We start from the raw sequence: 16,775 nt of genomic DNA on the forward strand, positions 1-16,775 counted from the left end.
GCGAGACGGCGGAGCTGGTTCTCCCGGTGCGTCTGCTGTCGGTACGATGAGACGTGAGGAGCGCGTCAGTCCTCGACGACCGACGCGAGCAGTTTGCGGAGGCCGACCTGGAGGTGCTGGTGGAACGTCGGCGGCGAGATGTCGAACGACTCGGCGAGGTCGGTCCCCGAGGAGTTGCGCGGCCAGTCGAAGTAGCCCGCGTGGTAGGCGGCTTCGAGGATGGAGCGCTGACGGTCGGTCAGTTGTGCGAGCGGACTCGCGTCGGACCGCGCGTCGACCTGGCGCTCGACGGTCCGTTTCGCGAGGAGTTCGGCGTCGCCGTAGCGCCCCCGGATGGTCGCGACGAACTCCCGGACGTCCGTCTCCGGGGAGACCTCCGCGACGATGCGCCCGGTCCCGTCCTCTGCCACTGCCTCCGTGACGTTCGCTCCGGCGTCGGCGAACGTCACGACGGCCGAGTTCTCGGCGACGACGGCCTCGAACACCTGCTCGCCGTCGCGTTCGGTCACCGCCGAGATGCGGTCGATAGACGGGTGTGCTTCTCCCTCGGAGAGTACCCTGTCGACGTCGCAGTCCGAGGACGCGAGGTAGAGGATGGCGCTCCCCGACGTGAGCGGGACGAACCCGTCGAGACGGATCGTACAGTCGGCCCGGGCCGAGAGGTCGACGACGGCCGACGAATCGACCGAGAGCTGCAGTTCGACGACGCTGTCGGCGTTGAGGAGGCGACGGTTCTCCATCGCGGTGATGGCGTAGCCGACCGTCTCGCCGAGCAGTCCGAGCGCCGTCCGCTCCGCCTCGCCGAACGGGTCCGGGCGCTCGGTGTGGACGACGAGCGACCCGTGGGTCGTCTCGTTGTACGCCATCGGCACGACGACGAACCCGGTGCCACCCGCCTCGAAGACGGCCTGGGAGAGCGGGTCCTCGGCGGTCGGGCTGGCGAGTTCGTGGTGGACGCGGCGCTCGCTCGTGGCGGCCCCGATGGCGCTGTGCGCCCGCACCTCGTGGGAGAGGTCGCCCGCCGCGTCGAGGAACCCGCCGTCGTCGCCGGCGAACGCACGCGGCCGGATGCCGTCGTCGTTCACGTCACGTTCCGTCGTCCACGCGAACGAGTAGAGGTCGTCGTCGGCGACGATACCCACACAGAGGCTCTGTTCGAGCTGTTCGCGACTCTCGGCGTCGAACAGCGTCCGGGTGAGTCCCCGGATGAGTTCGCCGACCCGATTGGTCGTCTCCAGCTTCGCGTTCTGGTCTCTGGCCTGCTGCTCGGCCAGCTTCTGCTCGGTGACGTTCAGGTGCAACACGAGGACGAACCGCTCGCCCTCGTGGACGAACCCAACCGCGCGCATCGTGAACCAGCGCCGTTCGTTCGGGCTATGACACGGGTAGTCGACGGAGAACTCGTCGCGCTCGCCGTCGAGGACTGCGTCGAGTCCCGCCGCGGCCGTGTCACCGGAGTCGCCGCTGCTCGCCGCACAGACCGCGAGGTAGTTGTCCCCGATGGTGTGGGGGTCGCCCTGGATGCCGTTCGCCTCGCCGAACGCACGCCACGCCTCGTTGGTGTAGACGATGGTGCCGTCCCTGTCGAGGATGGCGACCTGCGTCGGCAGGGTGTCGAAACTCGCACTCGCGAGCGGATGGGACCGGAACACCGAGCGCGTCGTGGGCGCGCCCTCGGTCGTCTCCGTCTCGATGTCGTCTCCGGAGTTGCTCACGCTGTGGTCCTCACGCCGTGTAACCGGCTTGAAATATGCAAGGTACTCGGGCGGAAAAGTATGCGCGTTGCACACTCCGAGAACAGACCGTTTTTCTCTCCGGCTCGGGTACCATCCGTATGAGCAAGGTGAGCATCGGCCTCCGCGGGTGGCGCTTCGACGAGGAAGAGATTCTCGGCGACGACGGGTCGCTGAAACCGCTCGCGCAGATTCCGCCCGAGCCGAGGGAGCGCATCGCCCGACTGGCGACGCTCGTCGACAAGCCGTGTGACGCCTGCTGGCTGACCTACGGCGAGGAGGAGCGCCAGCGTTGCAAGCAGGCGAAGGTCGTCTACGGCGAACCGCTCGGCGAGGTGCTGCTCTGCAACGAGCACGAACCCGACTTCCTCTACTGGTTCCGCGAGGAGGGCGGCACCGACCTCGCGGGGGACCGCCTCCTGCAGAACGCGTTCCACCAGTGGTTCGCCGACGGTGGCGAGGCCCCCGAGGGCTACGGCGGGATGGAGCACGTCGACACCGACCCCGACGACGTCGTCCAGCCAGAGCCCGACCCACAGCTCGATGACCTAGAGACCGAACTCGCGGAGATGAGCGACGAGGAACGGGAGGCGCTCGACATCGACCTCTCGGACCTCGACCTGTAGCGCCCGCCCGGCCCGTTCTTCTCGCCGCGACCCCGGAACGCGCCGCTTTTCCCCACCGACCGGCAACCACGGCCAATGAGCATCGCGGTCGCCGTCGTGGACGCGCGCACGCCCGGCAACGTCGGGACCATCGCCAGGGCGATGAAGAACTTCGGCCTCTCGGAGTTGCTGCTGGTCGACCCGCCGGACCTCGACGAGGACGGCGAGGCGTACGGCTTCGCGGGGCAAGCACGCGAGGACATCCTCCCGAACGCTCGCCAGGTGAGCTTCGACCACGTCGTCGAGAACTACCACACCGTCGGGACGACGGCCATCACCAACGACGACGAGCGTCGCCACGTCCGGTACCCGTTCCGGACGCCGCGAGAACTCGCCGACTCGCTGGAGGGCGTCGAGGCGGACACCTGCGTCGTGTTCGGACGCGAACGCGTCGGCCTCCACAACGAGGAGCTCGAACGGATGGACGAGGTCTGTACCATCCCGGCGAGCGCGGACTACCCCGTCCTCAACCTCGGGCAGGCCGCGACAGTCGTCTGCTACGAACTGCGGACGCTGACGGTCGAGGACCACCAGCACCCGACCGAGGTGGACCGCGCGCCCCAGCAGGACGTGGTGGGACTCCACGACCAGTGGGGGTCGTTCGTCGAGGCGGCGGGCATCGTCGAGGAGCGACGGCAGCAGACCCGGCGGATGTTCCGCCGCCTCGTCGGCCGCGCCCACCCCACGACCCGCGAGGTGAGTACGCTCCGTGGAATCCTTCGACGTGCGCAGAGCCGTATCGAGAATCCGGACCGGTACGACTGAGCCGTTGTCCAGACGGCACGGGCGGACGAGCCGGACGGCACCGGCGACAGCACGACAGCGGACGAACTACCCGAACGTGACCGGCCTGACGGCAGAGACCAGTAGCTCGTAGTCCATCCACGCGTCCGTGTCGCGACAGGCCCACGCGCCTTCGACGTCGACACCGTGTCGGTGGGCCGATTCGATGAGTTCGTTGAACTGTTCGACCAGCTCTGCTTCCGTCGTAACGGTCGGGGGTGAGTGTGGTGCGTCCATGGATATCTCGTCGTTCGTCGTGTGACGGCGTCAGCCGACGCTCTCGACTCCGAACGGTCGCCCTCAGATGCTCGGAGACGTACCTACGACGGTCGCCGGAAAACGGTCGTCGCCTGCGAGGTCATGACCACCACTGCGCGAACGCGGCGCTCGATATCGACTCACGGTCGACGGTACTCCGTCTGTTCCGGGGACGTGTGAATCAGTACTCGGCGAACGTCGTTACGAGGTGCTTGCGAAGTGCATCTCGGTGGTCCGCACAGAGCCACCCGTTGACCGGGAGTCCGGACTGCCGGTCGATGCGGTAGCGGCCGACGACGTCGTTCGGACACCCAGGTGCATCGTCCTGCGCGAGCAGTTCGTCGACGGTCGCTGGTCGCTCGCCAGCAGCGTCCGTCGAGCACGCTCGACAGAGATACGGCTCGGTGAACTCGCCCGCGAGAGAACCCCTCGCTGCACCCTCCACGGGAGAGTCGTGCGGTGTCACGTTGTACCATCTGATAGTCCAGGTCCTAAATACGTGTGGGCTTCACCATCGAAATAGAAGTCTATGGTACGAGTAGGTGGTGACGATGGTGCTCTCTCGACGGCGTAGCGTCGGTACTCTCGTGTCCGCGCCCTGCAGAAGCGACCTGCTCACGCTCCCTATCGTTCGGTCCTGTCCAGTCGCACTATCGCCCGCCCACATGGGTCACGCCTCAGGAGCGCGTTCACCAGCGACCAGGGGACTGTGGGCGGGCAAGAGACGAGGAGGGGTACGCCAGAATAACTGCTCACCTCCACTATCGGAATCATTTATCTCGCGCCGTCTCTCGGGTCGCTTCAGTGTCTATCGACAGGTCAGTACGCCAGTGAACCCCCCGTCGTAACGGTGGCGACACTCGGGCCTGCTCGTGGTCGCTACCGACCCGTCGGTCCACCGACGGTCGTCGACGAGGAGAACAGCCCTCGTCAGTTCGTCGCGGCCGTCGACGGCGAGCAGCCACACCTCTCGGTGAAGTGCCCCACTGGCCAGTGAAGGACGATTCGACCACACTGACGACGTTTCGCCTCACGACCCGCGGAAAGCGACACCCGCGAGCGAGCCACTGTCTGCGTCGATGGAGGGACAGGTCCGACGAATCAACCGGTCGCGTCCCGTCAGTCGTCGGTATCGACGGCCTTAGCGTTGCCCCCAGCACTCGCTGTTGGGTCGGGCGACGGCGCGTTGTCGGTCGTATCGAGGGAGGGCATGTAGTCCGGGGCGTCCTCGTCGAGGTCCGCGAGGTACCGTCTCGACCAGACCTCTGCGCTGTGGTCGTTACTGTCTCTGTGCTCCCCGTAGAGTTCTAACGCGGTGTCGAGGGTCGCTACCGTACGCTGATACTCACAGTTCTGACAACCGACGACGAACGGTTGGACCATTACTGTCGTCTACTACAGTCACGTGCATAGAGTGAGACGCTAGCCATATATCCAAATCAGCTCACGGGGCGGGTAACTACTTAGTGAGGCCGTGGTCCGCGGAGTGACGGTTCGATGTTTGCACGCTCTGTTCCCGTCGTTATCGGCACCGTACAGCGGGTTCTTCGGAACGAGCGGCGGTTCGTCGGATGAACTCGTACCGCGTGTGTACCGTGACGGCGGCGACTCACCAGTCTCGACTGGCGAGTCGTTGCCGAACGGACTACCGGGCATCGGAGCGGAACGGCGATTACTGGACCACGGGAGGTGACGCCGCGACAGACGCAACCTCGTCGTTCGAGCACTCGCCGCTGAACGAGAGTCGGAGGTGGCCGTCTCCTCTCCCCCGCCAAATCGGAACGCCCTCGCAGGGTGCCTGCAGTCTACTCGCTCCACTCGCCAGGGAAGGAGACACCTCGGTCACGGGCCACCGAGTCGAGAGCCTAATACGTACCAGTTCCCCCGGTGGTGCACCCGGCGCATAGCTTCTTGTCCCGCCCGCGTGTCACTCCGCCTCGATGACGGACGAACCGGACGTCGAGTTGCTCACCGACGAGTACGGCGTCAGCCACGTCTACGCCGACTCGCGGTACGCACTCGGGTACGGCCAGGGGTACGCGCAGGCCCGCGACCGACTGTTCCAGATGGACGTGCTCCGGCACGTCGGCTACGGCGACAGCGCGGGCGTCCTCGGGCCGTCGCAGGTCGCCTCCGACCGGCAGGTCAGACGCGACCTCTACACGCGCGAGGAACTCGAACGCCAGTACGAGCGGTCAACGCCGGAGGCGAAGGAACTGCTGGAGGGGTTCGCCGCTGGCGTCAACCGCCGCCGCGCGCAGGCGATGCGCGACCTCCCGGCGGAGTTCCTCACGCTCGGCCACCTCCCCGAACCGTGGGACCCGGTCGACACCGTCGCCGTCCTCGCGTACATGATCGGCTACTTCGGCACGTTCGGCGGTCACGAGATCGGGAACGCCGCGCGGTTCGCCCGCCTCGAAGAGCGCCTGGCGGACCGCGCGGCTGCCTACGAGGCGTACGGCGACCTGAACTGGCTCCGCGTCCCCGAGGACCACACCGCCACGCTCGACGCACCCCGCGACGGCGGCGAGGACGCACTACGCTTCGACGACGTGCCCGCGGAGCAACTCGACCTCGCGGAGGCCGCACTCGGTGCCGTCCCGTGGGGCGAACGCGAGGGGAAGGTGTTCGGCCTCCAGCGAGCGACGGGCGCGCTCGCGGGGTTCGAGTGGGGGTCGAACGCGCTCGTCGTATCGGGCGACCGAACGGAGACCGGGTCCCCGATGATGTTCGGCGGCCCCCAGATGGGGTACTTCCGACCGCCCGTCGTCCACGAGGTGGGCCTCCACGGCGCGGGGTTCGACTGCGCCGGCATCGCCGTCGTCGGCACGCCGGGCGTCGTCATCGGCCGGACGCCCGAGTTCGCGTGGTCGGTCACGAGCGGCTACGACGACATGCGCGACACCGTCGCCCTCCGTCTGCACCCGACGGACGACGACCGGTACTACTGGCGGGGCCGCTGGCGCGAGTTCCGCACCGAGGAGGTGACGCACTCGCCGTCCCGGCTCGGGGCGCTCGCGGACGGGCAGCGACCCGCGGGGGGCGAGACTCAGCAGTTGGCGTGGGTCGAGGAGAGCGGCGCGACGATGCCCGTCGTCGCGTGGAACCCCACCGAGCGCGTCGCGTGGGCGCAGCGCACGACGACGCGAGGACAGGAGCTACAAGCCGCGCTCCAGTGGTCGGAACTCGGAGCGCTCGACTCACCGAAGGAGGCCGAAGAACACCTCGCGGAGTTCCCGTTCAGCTTCAACTTCCTGTTCGCGGATAGCGAGGAGGTCCGGTACGTCCACACCGGTCGCATCCCGGAGCGGCCGGACGACGTGGATCCGCGGTTCCCGGTCCCGGCCGACCGGTTCCGCTGGCACGGCACCCGCGTCGGCGCGGGCCTCGACTGTTCGGGGACCGACCCCGAGTCGGGCTACTTCGCGCAGTGGAACAACGCACCCGCGACCGGGTGGCGTGCTGGCGACGCCGAGGGTCGGTGGGGCTCCATCCACCGCGCGGACCTGCTGGAGACGGTCGTCGACGAGCACCTCGCCGACGGGCCGCTGTCGATGGACGGTGTCGAGTCCATCCTGCAGGAGGCGGCCACCCGCGACCCGGTCGCCCGCCACTCGGCACCGATACTCGCGGACGTCGCCCGAGAGAGCGACGATTGGATACTTCGAGCGATGGCCGACGAACTCGACGCGTGGCGCGAGGCGGGCTACACGTGGGCCGAGGGCGCTGCCGACGGGGACGACCCCGAGCGCGACGGCGGGTTCGACGCCGACGGAGACGGGCGATACGACTTCGCGGCGATGGCCATCTGGGAGGAGACGCGCCGCGAGCTACAGGAGCGCGTGTTCGGCCCAGCGCTCGGTGACCTGACGCCCGAACTCGTCTTCGACCCGCCACTGGAGGTCCATCCCGAAGAGGACGAGTTCCCCCACGCCGGGGACCACGGGCGTACCGACCGCGACGTGACGCTCGTGGATGCCCTCCGGGGCGAGACGAGCCACGACTGGTTCGATGAGGACCGAGACGCTGTCGTGGAGGACGCGCTACGCGCGGCCGCCGAGACGCTGACCGAAGAGTTCGACAGCGACGACCCGGCGGACTGGCGACGCGAGGTTCGCACGACCGGGTTCTCGCCGATGGGTGGGCTGCCCGTCTGCGAGATTCCGATGGTCAACCGCGGGTCGTGGAACCAGGTCGTCTCGCCGGTCGAGAACCGCGCTCGCGGCGTGCTCGCGCCGTCGAACGTCGGCCACCTCGCGATGCGAGAGCTTCCGGGTGCGGTCCGCGGGTCGGTTCCCGACCAGCTGGAAGACCAGCTGGCGATGTACGAGGAGTTCGACTACAAACCGTTCCCCGTGGCGCGGCGGCGCGTCGAGGAGCGTGCGGAGCGACGAACGCTGCTCGACGCCGAGACGCTGGGTCGGTTCCCGAGACTCTTCGGATTGCTGGGTCGGGACTGAAGACGAGTCAGTAGTACGGGAGTCGGTCAGGGACGGTCCTGTGGTCGCCGTCGGACCTCGGCGTGCTTCTCGACGCGAGCACCGTCGTCCAGACGAGCGCCTGGGCGCACGTCAGCGTGTTTCCCGACTCTCGCGCCGTCGGCGACGGTCGCCGTCTCGTGGACGGACGCGTGTTCACCGATTCTCATACAGAGGTGTGTGACGCGACCACTCGCAAAGAACGTAGGGGCGGCAGGCTCAGGCGCGTTTCTGTATCTCCTCGCGGAGCACCGAACTGACGAGTTCGCCGTCGGCCTTCCCGCGGAGTGCGCCCATCGCCTCGCCCATCAGTCCGGAGAACGCTCCCATCCCCTCCGCCTCCACCTGGTCGCCGTTCCGTTCGACGACCTCGGCGATGGTCTCGCGGACCTCGCTCTCGTCGACGCCGCCGAGTCCGGCCTCCTCGGCGGCCTCTTCCGCGGTCATCTCGGGGTGGTCGGCGAGCGTCCGCAGCACGGGGCCGACGCCCTCCTTCGCCAGGTCGCCGGACTCGACGCGGTCGAGGACGGCGAGGAAGTGGTCCTCGCGCAACCGCTCGACGGGCACGTCGTCGCGGCGGAGTTCGGTGACGGTCGATTCGAGCGTCCCGGCGGCGAGCGTCGGGTCGACGCCGTTCTCGACGGCCGTCTCGAAGACGGGCATCCGCCGGCCGAACGCGACCTGTTCGGCGAGACCCGCGTCCAGCCCGTACTCCTCGACGTAGCGGTCGACGCGTTCGGTGAGCAGTTCGGGCGTCTCGACCGCACCGAGGTCGAGGTCCACTGGCGGGACGTCCGTCTCGGGGTACATCCGGGCCGCGCCGGGGAGCGGCCGGAGGTATCGTGATGTGCCGTCGTCGTTCGCGCCGCGCGTCTCCTCGGGGACGCCCTCGATGGCAGCTTCGGCTCGGTCGGCGACGGCCCCGATGGCGCTCTCGGCGACGCTCGTCCCCGCGGCGACGATGGCGACTGCGTCGTCACCACTCGCACCGACAGCGTCGCGCAGGGCCTCGACCTCCTCGTCGGTGACGCCGTACGCCGGCAGTTCGTCGGTGTGGAAGATGCCGCCCGCGCCCGAGCGTTTCGCGTGGTCGGAGAACTCGGTTCCGAGGCGGCGGTCGGGCTGAATCTCCCGTCCCACGAGGCCGTCGAACCCGTGGAGCGGGACGGCCATCACCGTCGCCGCGCCCGCGATGACGCCGCTGTCGGTGTCCGCGAAGACGTCGGTCACGTCCCGTGGGTCGCCGACGCCGGCGTCTCGGTCGGCGAGTTCGTCGCGGATGTCGACCAGTTGGACCTGCCGATGGACCTCGTTGCGGACGATATCGGCGATATCGTCGAGGCTCTGGACGCCCTTCAGTTCGACGCGCGCGCCCTCGGCGATGGAGATGTTGACGTCCTGCCGGATGGTGCCCAGACCCCGCTTCACCTTCCCGGTCGACCGGAGCAGCATCCCGATCTCGCCGGCGGCCTCCTGGGCCTGCTCGGGCGAGCGGATGTCCGGTTTCGTGCCGATCTCGACCAGCGGGATGCCGAGGCGGTCGAGCGCGTAGGTGACGCCGTCGTCGCGTTCCTCGACGCGACCGGCGGACTCCTCTTCGAGCAGGAGGTCGGCGATACCGACCGGGCCGTCGTCGGTCCGAATCTCGCCGTCCGTGGCGACGAGCATCGAACGCTGGAACCCGGAGGTGTTCGAGCCGTCGACGACGAGTTTCCGCATTATCTGTCCCTGGTCGATGGTCGTCGTCTCCAGGAGGGCGGCGATTTCGAGCACCACTTCCAGCGCCTCGTCGTCGATGCGGTGGGGTGGTTCGTCGTCCTCCTCGACGAGGCAGGTGGTGTCGAACGCGAGGTACTCGAACTCGCGGTCGACGCGGCTCTCTTCGAGGGCGGCCTCGTCTATCTCGCCCAGTTCCGAGCGCGTCGGGTGGAGGTAGCGCGTCACCGTCCGCATCGCCTCCTCGGGGTCGCGCCGGGTCGTCGGACAGCCACAGAAGAGCTTCGTCGCGGTGTCGAGTTGCTGGTGGATCTCCAGCCCCGCCACGAGGCCGAGGTCCTCGTAGTCGTAGTCCGGGGTCGTCATGTCCGGGATTCCGCGACGGGACGGTAAAAAACCAGTCAGTCGCGGTCAGGCACGGTCGGTCGCGGTCGGGCGCAGTCGGGCCCGAACGAGGCCGTCACTCCTCGTCGCCGAGGATACCCGGCTCGGTCATCGCGAGCGGTTCGAGCACCTCGTCGGCCTCCGCCTCGGAGAGGTAGCCCTCGTCGACGGCGACCTGCTTGACGGTCTTCCCCTCGGCGAGCGCCTGCTTCGCGACCTTCGACGCCTTGTCGTAGCCGATGGCGGGGTTGAGCGCGGTGGCGAGCGCCATCGAGCGCTCGACCTGCGTCTCGCAGGTCTCGCGGTCGGCTTCGAGTTTCGCGACGAACTTCTCGCCGAACGTCTCGGCCGCGTTGGCGAGCATGTTCGTCGATTCGAGGAAGTTGTGCGCCAGCACCGGCTTATAGAGGTTGAGGTCTATCTGGCCCTCCGCCGCACCCGCGCTGACGGCGGCGTCGTTGCCGACGACCTGCTTGTGGACCTGGTTGACCGCCTCGGCGACGACGGGGTTGATCTTCCCCGGCATGATGGACGAACCGGGCTGGTTCTCCGGCTGGTCGAGTTCTCCGAGGCCGTTCCGCGGCCCGGAGGCGAGCAGGCGGAGGTCGTTGGCTATCTTGTTCATCGAGCCAGCGACGACCCGGAGCGCGCCGTGGCCCTCGCTCATCGCGTCGTGGGCGGCCTGCGCCTCGAAGTGGTTGTCGGCCTCGCGGAACGGGAGGCCCGTCTCCTCGGCGATGTACTCCGCGGCGAGTTCGGGGAACTCGGGGTCGGTGTTGAGGCCGGTGCCGACCGCCGTCCCGCCGAGGGCGAGTTCGGCGAGGTGGTCGGTGGTGTTCTCGACGCGCTCGATGCCCTTCTCGACCTGTGCGCGGTAGCCGCCGAACTCTTGACCGAGACGGACCGGCGTGGCGTCCTGCAGGTGCGTCCGGCCCGTCTTCACGATGTCGTCGAACTCCTCTTCCTTCGCGGCGAGTTCGTCGCGCAGCGTCTCCAGTGCGGGGAGCAGGTCCTTCTCGACGGCTTCGAGCGCCGAGACGTGCATCGCGGTCGGGATGACGTCGTTCGAGGACTGGCCGAAGTTGACGTCGTCGTTGGGGTGGACCGCGCGCGAGCCGATATCTTCGCCCAGTATCTCGGCGGCGCGGTTGGCGACGACCTCGTTGGCGTTCATGTTCGAGGAGGTCCCCGACCCGGTCTGGAACACGTCGACCGGGAACTGGTCGTCGTGGTCGCCCGCGATGACCTCGTCGGCCGCCTCGACGATGGCCTCGCCCGTCTCCTCGTCGACGTGGCCGAGGTCGACGTTCGCCCGCGCGGCCGACTTCTTCACGACGCCCAGCGCACGGACGAACCGCCGCGAGAACTCGATGCCCGAGATGGGGAAGTTCTCGACCGCCCGCTGCGTCTGTGCCCCCCAGTAGGCATCCGCCGGTACCTGCATCTCGCCGAGACTGTCGCGCTCCGTCCGGTGCTCGTCGCTCATGTCCGGGCCGACGCCCGGCGGTGGCGTAAAACCCATCGAAACCCGGTCGAACCGTCGAACGAGTCCGGCCAGTCGTTCTTTCGAATGTGAGTAAAACTTTAGTCCTCGTGGTCTAACGTAGTCCTATGAGTACGCGAGTGGGTGGCACGGATATCGAGACCGTAGCGGACGAACCGACCGTCGGCGTCGGCGTCGAACTCGTGGGCCTCTCGATGGCCCGCGCTGGCGTCGCGCGGAGCCAGATGTCGCTCCCGGAAGGGGCGACGGTCGTCGACGCGGTCGAGCGACTCGCAGACAAGCACGGCGCGCCGGTCCGACCGGCGTTGCTCCGTGGCTCCCGTATCCGGCAGGACACCGTCGCCCGTCGGCGGTCCGGGAGCGACTGGGAACGCATCTCGGGGAACGAGACACTCACGCACGGCGACCGCATCCGCTTCGAGGTCAGCGACTGACCGGACCCGGTCCAGCGGAGCGCCTCGATTCGACTGGCTCGTACTCGACCCGGTCGCAGTCACCCCAGACCCACCCGCTGACGTAGTTCACCCGTCGACGGCCACGGGCTGTCGGCCCGTCTCTGAAAGTCGTACCCGATAGCAGCGCGACCGCTCCGGACTACTCCAGCCCGGCCAGTCGGTCCAGCGCGTACACCATCCTGAGCATGCTGGCCGCACCGTCGCGTTCGAACACGAGTTCGTCCGTCTCCAGCACGTGGTCGAGGACGACCTCCGAGGCGTGGTTCGGGGCGGCGGCGATGCCCGCCTCCTCCTCGGCGACCCACTCCATCACCCGGAGGTCGGACTTCGAGTCGCCCATGACGAGCGAGAACGGGTCGTCGATGCCGAGCACGTCGAGTGCGGCCTCGACGCCCGCGACCTTGTCGAGTTCGTAGCTACCGAGTTCGGCGGCGTCGCCCTCGTAGTACCCGACCTCCAGTCGTTCGAGTCGCTCCTCGACGTCCTCCGGGACCTCGGCGTCCGGCACGCCCGGCCCGCGTTCGAGGACGCCGCGAATCTCGGGGTCGGTGCGGGCGTAGTACGCCCGCGTCTCTTCTGCCGTCGCTCCATCGAGGACGTCTCCGAGCAGGTCCAGCAGGTAGACGAGCGCCTCGTCGATGACCTCGACGGCTCGCTCGCTCCCGGTCTGGAAGTTCGGTTTGAGCGTCACGGTGAACTCGTTGCCCTGCAGGTGACAGCCCCGGTTGACTCGCTCGGGGGCCTCGGGGAGGACCCGCCCGCGAATCTCGTCGAACGTCCCCCTGACGTCGGCGTCCAGGTCGTCGTACAGCAGGCGTTTGGTGTCGGGGCCGTGGCCGGGCGTGAACACGCCGTTGCCCGCCTCGTAGACGATGGAGAACCGTCCGGAGTGGACGAGTTCGTTGCCCAACCCTTGCGTGATGAATCCCTTGACGTTCTCCAGCGTCTGTCCCGTGCAGATGACGATGGGTATCCCGCCGTCGTGGAGTTTCGTCAGCAGCGACAGCGTCTCGCGGGGTATCTCGTTGTCGGTCCTGCCCGCTGAACGGAGCGTCTCGTCGACGTCGAGGACGAGCACGTTCACCGCACAGTCGTACTTGCCGAGGAGGTCGAGGGCGGTGAACGCACCCTCGCGGGAGGCGTGGGCGGCCACGTCCGCGAACGTCTCGCCGACGGGGAACGCCTCGCGGATGGCCGCCTTCCGCTCGTCGAGTTCGTCGCGGACGTCCTTCCACTGCTCCAGGGCGACGCGCGTGCCGAGCGCCGGGAACACGTCCGCGAGTTCCTGGTACGCTCGCAGCGTCTCCGCGTCGAACTCGTCGTACAACTGGTAGAGCGCGTCGTAACGCTTCATCGCTCAGGCCTCCTCGACGTGTATCTCGTGGGCTTCGACGTCCTCGTACGCGGCGACGCGCCCGCCGACCGTCACCTCGCCGTCCTCGGCCTCGACGGTGAGCGTCGCCACCTCGTCCGAGGAGGCGAGGCTGAGGTCGCTCACGCGGCCCGTCACGCGGCGGTGTTCGCCCGTCACGACGTCTCGACCGACGACGGTCACGCTGAACGCCCCGTCCGCTTCCTGGAAGTCCTTGACACATCGCCGGATGGAGGCGTAGCGTCGCGGGAACGACCCCGTCCCGCCGGAGACGACCGATTCTCCGGTCGTCCAGAGGACGGTGTTGAAGAACCCGCCGACGAGGAAGCCCAGCGCCGAGCGGTTGAAGATGACGCCGTAGCGCTCGCTCCCGTCGGTGAGTGCGTCCTGCGTCGCGTAGACGGACCGCTCGCCGTCCGCGACGGCCATCACCGGCGTCGTGATGCCGCGTCGGGCGCGCACCTCGGTGGCGACGGCGTCGTAGTCGAACTCCTCGGGCGAGGGGGCGTCGGCCGCCGGCGTCACGAGGAGTTCGATGGCCACGCCCCGGGAGCGAGCGTCCGCCAGCTCCGACTCGAACCGTTCGAGCAACCCCGGCGTGAGCGAACACGCCAGTTCGTACTCTGCTATCTCCAGGACGGACTCCAGGTAGCGCAGGATGCTCGGACGGGACTTGACGAGCGACACGGCCTCCGTCTCGCGAGTAGGCGCGGTGTAGCGGGCGGAGAGGTCCGTCACCAGGTCGTCGAGCGACTCCTGCACCGACGGGAACACCTCCTCCGGGTCGAGGGCGACGACACGCATCGGGCGGGACTCCCGGACCTCGACCATCCCGCGGTCGCTCAACTTCCGGACCGTGTCGTACACCCGCGGCTGTGGGATGTCGGTGTGGTCGGCGATCTCGCTGGCGGTGAGGTCGCCGTGGTCGAGGACGGCCAGGTACGCCTCGATCTCGTACTCCCCGAAGTCGAAGCGGTCCCCCATCCACTCCAGCGTCCGGCGAAGGTCTGTGGAACTCATGGCGGGGGGTTCTCCGCCACCGTCTAAAGGGTTTACTCCGATTCGAGTGCAATAGTTTTCGGAATCGAATCAACACCGACGGCTCTCGGCGCGCATCGACCAGAGAACCGGACTGGAGGGCGTGTCGGTGCCGCTATCGACCGAGAATGGAGTTGATCGCGGACGTGAACGGTGACTCCGCGGCGTCCGAGCGCACCGGGTCGGTGTCGTCGAGCGAGAGCGGGTCCTCGTCGAGGTACGGCGCGAACGCCTGCATGATGGGCTCGGGTTCGACCGTCCCGCGAGCCTGGTCGTACTCGACGATATCGTGGTTGTCTAGTTTCGGCATGTGGCCCTGGTAGAGCGATATGTAGACACGTTTCCGGTCGTCGGACGACAGTTCGTCGGTGTCACAGTCGTTCTCCAGCGCCGCGACGTGTTCAGCGAGCGTTCCGAGTTCGGCCGGCCCCTCTACGTCGAGGAGGTACCGCATGACCGACCGCCTACGTGCGTTCGAGAGGAGGTGGAACGCGTCGTCTCGTTCGACCTCGGTGGGTTCGGCGTGCGCGGAGCTTGTTTCGGGCGGGGTGTCCGTGAGTCGCTGTGAACTCATACACCAGCCCATGAAGGTCTTAGGGATAAACCGATGACTCCGTTGTCAGCGGCGAAACCGTTGCGCCCAGTTGCACCGAGTTCGTTCGCACCGTTCTCCGTTCAGGACCGTTCAAAACCCGTGATATCCAGAGTTAGAGCGATTGTCTGACGGTCGACAGACGAAGCGTGACGCTCCCGAATGGTGGACGAGCGAGCGCGACTGCCGGACGAAAATTTCACGGCTCTTAGGAGGTTCCAAACCCTCGAATGGGTTCAAATATGAAACTACACCGGCGGCGTCTGTCGACTTGCGGAGCGAATTATCCTCCGCTCTCGACCGACCACCACTCCGTCTCCCCCGCCCGAACCACCTCGGCCGTCGTCCCACGACGAACGAGATGTACCTGCCAGAACAGCGATGTCGTAGGCCCGACCTCGCTCCGCTCAGTCGAACTACTCAGAGCAGCGTTCAGCGAGTTCGAGTTCGCTCAGTCGAACAGCACGAGTCGGAGTATCGTGGGCTCGACGCGACTTACGCTTCGTCGAACTGCTCGAATCGGAGAATTGCGGGCTCGACGAAGCTCACGCTTCGTCGAACAGCGTCTCGCCCTCGACCATGTGCTCCTCGACGGTGTCCATGTCGAGGGTGAGTCCCAGCCCCGGCTTCTCGGGGATCTCGATGTGTCCGTCGTCGATGACCGACTCCTCGACGAGGTCTCCCCACCAGCCGAGTTCGTAGGAGTGGTACTCGACGGCCAGCGAGTTGGGGATGGCGGCCCCGACGTGTGCGCTCGCCATCGTTCCGACCGGTGAAGCGACGTTGTGCATCGCCACCGGGACGTAGTACGTGTCGGCCATGTCCGCTATCTTCCGCGTCTCGCGCATCCCGCCGACCTTCGGGAGGTCCGGCGCGATTATGTCCGCGGCCTGCTCTTCGAGGAGGCGGCGCTGCCCGTGTTTGCGGTAGACGTTCTCACCGACGGCGATGGGCGTCACCGTCGACTGGGTGACGGTCTTCTGGACGTCGTGGTTCTCCGGCGGGACCGGGTCCTCCAGCCACCAGACGTCGTACTGTTCGAGTTCGCGCGCGAGCCGCTTGGCCGACCCACCCGAGAACGTCCAGTGGCAGTCGAAGGCGACGTCGGCACGGTCGCCGACGCGCTCGGTGACGGCCTCGACGATACGCGCCTTGTGGCGAATCTCGGGGTTCCGGAGGTGGCGGTTCGCGCGGTCCTTCTCGTGGCCGGAGGGGACGTCGAGGTCGAACTTCAGCGCGTCGTAGCCCAGTTCCTCGACGACGCGTTCTGCCTCGTCCGCGCACGCGTCCGGGTCCGCCTCGTCGGCGGTGTGACAGTCACAGTACACACGGACCTCGTCGCGGAACTTCCCGCCGAGCAACTGGTAGGCAGGGACGTCGAGCAGTTTCCCCGCGAGGTCGTGGAGGGCGATTTCGATGCCCGAAATCGCGGTGATGGTGACGCCGCCGATGGAGCCCTCACCGGACATCTTCTGGACGAGGTGTTCGAACAGTCGGTCTATGTCGAGCGGGTTCTCGCCGACCACGAACGGTGCCATCCGCTCGACGAGTTCCGGGACGCCCGCACCCCAGTAGGCCTCGCCGGTCCCGACGACGCCCGCGTCGGTGTAGACCCGGACGAGCGTCCACGGGAAGTTCCCGTCAATCATCGTCGTCTGGACGTCCGTAATCTCGACGTCGCGTGGGCCGCGGTCGTTGCCGAGGCCCATCGACTCCGAGGAGAGGTCCCGCATCGTGTACTCCGCGTTCGGGTCGTGCAGCGACCCGTAGTCTCTCGCCATGGCCGAAGAGGTACTC

Annotated in this window: 16 protein-coding genes; 5 read left to right on the plus strand and 11 right to left on the minus strand. The window is 67.7% G+C overall.

The genetic code is table 11. The features are described 5' to 3' along the window. Positions 1 to 65: 65 nt before the first annotated feature. On the minus strand, positions 66 to 1,715 hold the full coding sequence (locus tag MX571_RS15000) for a bacterio-opsin activator domain-containing protein (RefSeq protein ID WP_247418144.1): 1,650 nt from the start codon (positions 1,713 to 1,715) through the stop codon (positions 66 to 68). Between the two features lie 119 nt (positions 1,716 to 1,834). On the opposite strand from MX571_RS15000, the gene MX571_RS15005 reads away from it, so the two are divergent. Continuing rightward, positions 1,835 to 2,359, plus strand: a complete 525-nt coding sequence (locus tag MX571_RS15005; RefSeq protein ID WP_247418146.1) for a DUF8114 family protein — start codon at positions 1,835 to 1,837, stop codon at positions 2,357 to 2,359. Positions 2,360 to 2,434: 75 nt separating this feature from the next. Then, entirely contained in the window at positions 2,435 to 3,163 is a 729-nt protein-coding gene (locus MX571_RS15010; RefSeq protein WP_247418148.1) for an RNA methyltransferase, read from the plus strand. A gap of 66 nt (positions 3,164 to 3,229) precedes the next feature. Here the strand turns inward: MX571_RS15010 and MX571_RS15015 are convergent, their stop codons facing one another. After that, the gene (locus MX571_RS15015; RefSeq protein WP_247418150.1) at positions 3,230 to 3,418 is read right to left on the minus strand and encodes a hypothetical protein; all 189 of its coding nucleotides are present in this window, start codon (positions 3,416 to 3,418) and stop codon (positions 3,230 to 3,232) included. Between the two features lie 202 nt (positions 3,419 to 3,620). Beyond that, positions 3,621 to 3,905 carry a hypothetical protein gene (locus MX571_RS15020; RefSeq protein ID WP_247418152.1) on the minus strand — a complete coding sequence of 95 codons (285 nt, stop codon included), beginning with the start codon at positions 3,903 to 3,905 and terminating at the stop codon, positions 3,621 to 3,623. Positions 3,906 to 4,289: 384 nt separating this feature from the next. On the opposite strand from MX571_RS15020, the gene MX571_RS15025 reads away from it, so the two are divergent. Beyond that, the gene (locus MX571_RS15025; protein ID WP_247418154.1) at positions 4,290 to 4,436 is read left to right on the plus strand and encodes a hypothetical protein; all 147 of its coding nucleotides are present in this window, start codon (positions 4,290 to 4,292) and stop codon (positions 4,434 to 4,436) included. Positions 4,437 to 4,558: 122 nt separating this feature from the next. Here the strand turns inward: MX571_RS15025 and MX571_RS15030 are convergent, their stop codons facing one another. Next, on the minus strand, positions 4,559 to 4,822 hold the full coding sequence (locus MX571_RS15030; protein WP_247418156.1) for a hypothetical protein: 264 nt from the start codon (positions 4,820 to 4,822) through the stop codon (positions 4,559 to 4,561). Positions 4,823 to 5,379: 557 nt separating this feature from the next. On the opposite strand from MX571_RS15030, the gene MX571_RS15035 reads away from it, so the two are divergent. Further along, entirely contained in the window at positions 5,380 to 7,899 is a 2,520-nt protein-coding gene (locus MX571_RS15035; RefSeq protein WP_247418158.1) for a penicillin acylase family protein, read from the plus strand. Positions 7,900 to 7,925: 26 nt separating this feature from the next. On the opposite strand, the gene MX571_RS15040 is transcribed toward MX571_RS15035, so the two are convergent. The 3 genes from MX571_RS15040 to MX571_RS15050 form a co-directional block, all read right to left on the minus strand. Beyond that, complete coding sequence (locus tag MX571_RS15040) at positions 7,926 to 8,087, minus strand: hypothetical protein (RefSeq protein WP_247418160.1); 162 nt, start codon at positions 8,085 to 8,087, stop codon at positions 7,926 to 7,928. 49 nt (positions 8,088 to 8,136) lie between these two features. After that, entirely contained in the window at positions 8,137 to 9,999 is a 1,863-nt protein-coding gene (gene gatE, locus MX571_RS15045; protein WP_247418162.1) for a Glu-tRNA(Gln) amidotransferase subunit GatE, read from the minus strand. 94 nt (positions 10,000 to 10,093) lie between these two features. Continuing rightward, positions 10,094 to 11,503 carry a class II fumarate hydratase gene (locus tag MX571_RS15050; protein ID WP_247418164.1) on the minus strand — a complete coding sequence of 470 codons (1,410 nt, stop codon included), beginning with the start codon at positions 11,501 to 11,503 and terminating at the stop codon, positions 10,094 to 10,096. 125 nt (positions 11,504 to 11,628) lie between these two features. Here MX571_RS15050 and MX571_RS15055 point away from each other — a divergent pair, with 125 nt between their 5' ends. Next, positions 11,629 to 11,955 (plus strand): hypothetical protein, encoded by a 327-nt coding sequence (locus MX571_RS15055; RefSeq protein WP_247418166.1) that lies wholly within the window; start codon positions 11,629 to 11,631, stop codon positions 11,953 to 11,955. Between the two features lie 160 nt (positions 11,956 to 12,115). Here MX571_RS15055 and MX571_RS15060 read toward each other — a convergent pair whose 3' ends face one another. The 4 genes from MX571_RS15060 to MX571_RS15075 form a co-directional block, all read right to left on the minus strand. Beyond that, positions 12,116 to 13,330: an HAD hydrolase family protein gene (locus MX571_RS15060; RefSeq protein ID WP_247418168.1), complete on the minus strand. Its 1,215-nt coding sequence runs from the start codon at positions 13,328 to 13,330 to the stop codon at positions 12,116 to 12,118. Between the two features lie 3 nt (positions 13,331 to 13,333). After that, on the minus strand, positions 13,334 to 14,368 hold the full coding sequence (gene trmB / locus MX571_RS15065; protein WP_247418170.1) for an HTH-type sugar sensing transcriptional regulator TrmB: 1,035 nt from the start codon (positions 14,366 to 14,368) through the stop codon (positions 13,334 to 13,336). Between the two features lie 133 nt (positions 14,369 to 14,501). Then, positions 14,502 to 14,960 carry a DUF7344 domain-containing protein gene (locus MX571_RS15070; protein ID WP_247418171.1) on the minus strand — a complete coding sequence of 153 codons (459 nt, stop codon included), beginning with the start codon at positions 14,958 to 14,960 and terminating at the stop codon, positions 14,502 to 14,504. A gap of 563 nt (positions 14,961 to 15,523) precedes the next feature. Beyond that, positions 15,524 to 16,759 (minus strand): mandelate racemase/muconate lactonizing enzyme family protein, encoded by a 1,236-nt coding sequence (locus MX571_RS15075; protein WP_247418172.1) that lies wholly within the window; start codon positions 16,757 to 16,759, stop codon positions 15,524 to 15,526. Between the last annotated feature and the right edge of the window lie 16 nt (positions 16,760 to 16,775).

Source organism: Halomarina salina (assembly GCF_023074835.1).
Taxonomy (GTDB): Archaea; Halobacteriota; Halobacteria; order Halobacteriales; family Haloarculaceae; genus Halomarina; species Halomarina salina.

Coding starts and splice junctions, on each gene's coding strand:
- MX571_RS15005 (WP_247418146.1), top strand. CDS start 1,835: ATGAGCAAGGTGAGCATCGGCCTCCGCGGGTGGCGCTTCGACGAGGAA.
- MX571_RS15010 (WP_247418148.1), top strand. CDS start 2,435: ATGAGCATCGCGGTCGCCGTCGTGGACGCGCGCACGCCCGGCAACGTC.
- MX571_RS15015 (WP_247418150.1), bottom strand. CDS start 3,418: ATGGACGCACCACACTCACCCCCGACCGTTACGACGGAAGCAGAGCTG.
- MX571_RS15030 (WP_247418156.1), bottom strand. CDS start 4,822: ATGGTCCAACCGTTCGTCGTCGGTTGTCAGAACTGTGAGTATCAGCGT.
- MX571_RS15035 (WP_247418158.1), top strand. CDS start 5,380: ATGACGGACGAACCGGACGTCGAGTTGCTCACCGACGAGTACGGCGTC.
- MX571_RS15040 (WP_247418160.1), bottom strand. CDS start 8,087: ATGAGAATCGGTGAACACGCGTCCGTCCACGAGACGGCGACCGTCGCC.
- gatE (WP_247418162.1), bottom strand. CDS start 9,999: ATGACGACCCCGGACTACGACTACGAGGACCTCGGCCTCGTGGCGGGG.
- MX571_RS15050 (WP_247418164.1), bottom strand. CDS start 11,503: ATGAGCGACGAGCACCGGACGGAGCGCGACAGTCTCGGCGAGATGCAG.
- MX571_RS15055 (WP_247418166.1), top strand. CDS start 11,629: ATGAGTACGCGAGTGGGTGGCACGGATATCGAGACCGTAGCGGACGAA.
- MX571_RS15060 (WP_247418168.1), bottom strand. CDS start 13,330: ATGAAGCGTTACGACGCGCTCTACCAGTTGTACGACGAGTTCGACGCG.
- trmB (WP_247418170.1), bottom strand. CDS start 14,368: ATGAGTTCCACAGACCTTCGCCGGACGCTGGAGTGGATGGGGGACCGC.
- MX571_RS15070 (WP_247418171.1), bottom strand. CDS start 14,960: ATGAGTTCACAGCGACTCACGGACACCCCGCCCGAAACAAGCTCCGCG.
- MX571_RS15075 (WP_247418172.1), bottom strand. CDS start 16,759: ATGGCGAGAGACTACGGGTCGCTGCACGACCCGAACGCGGAGTACACG.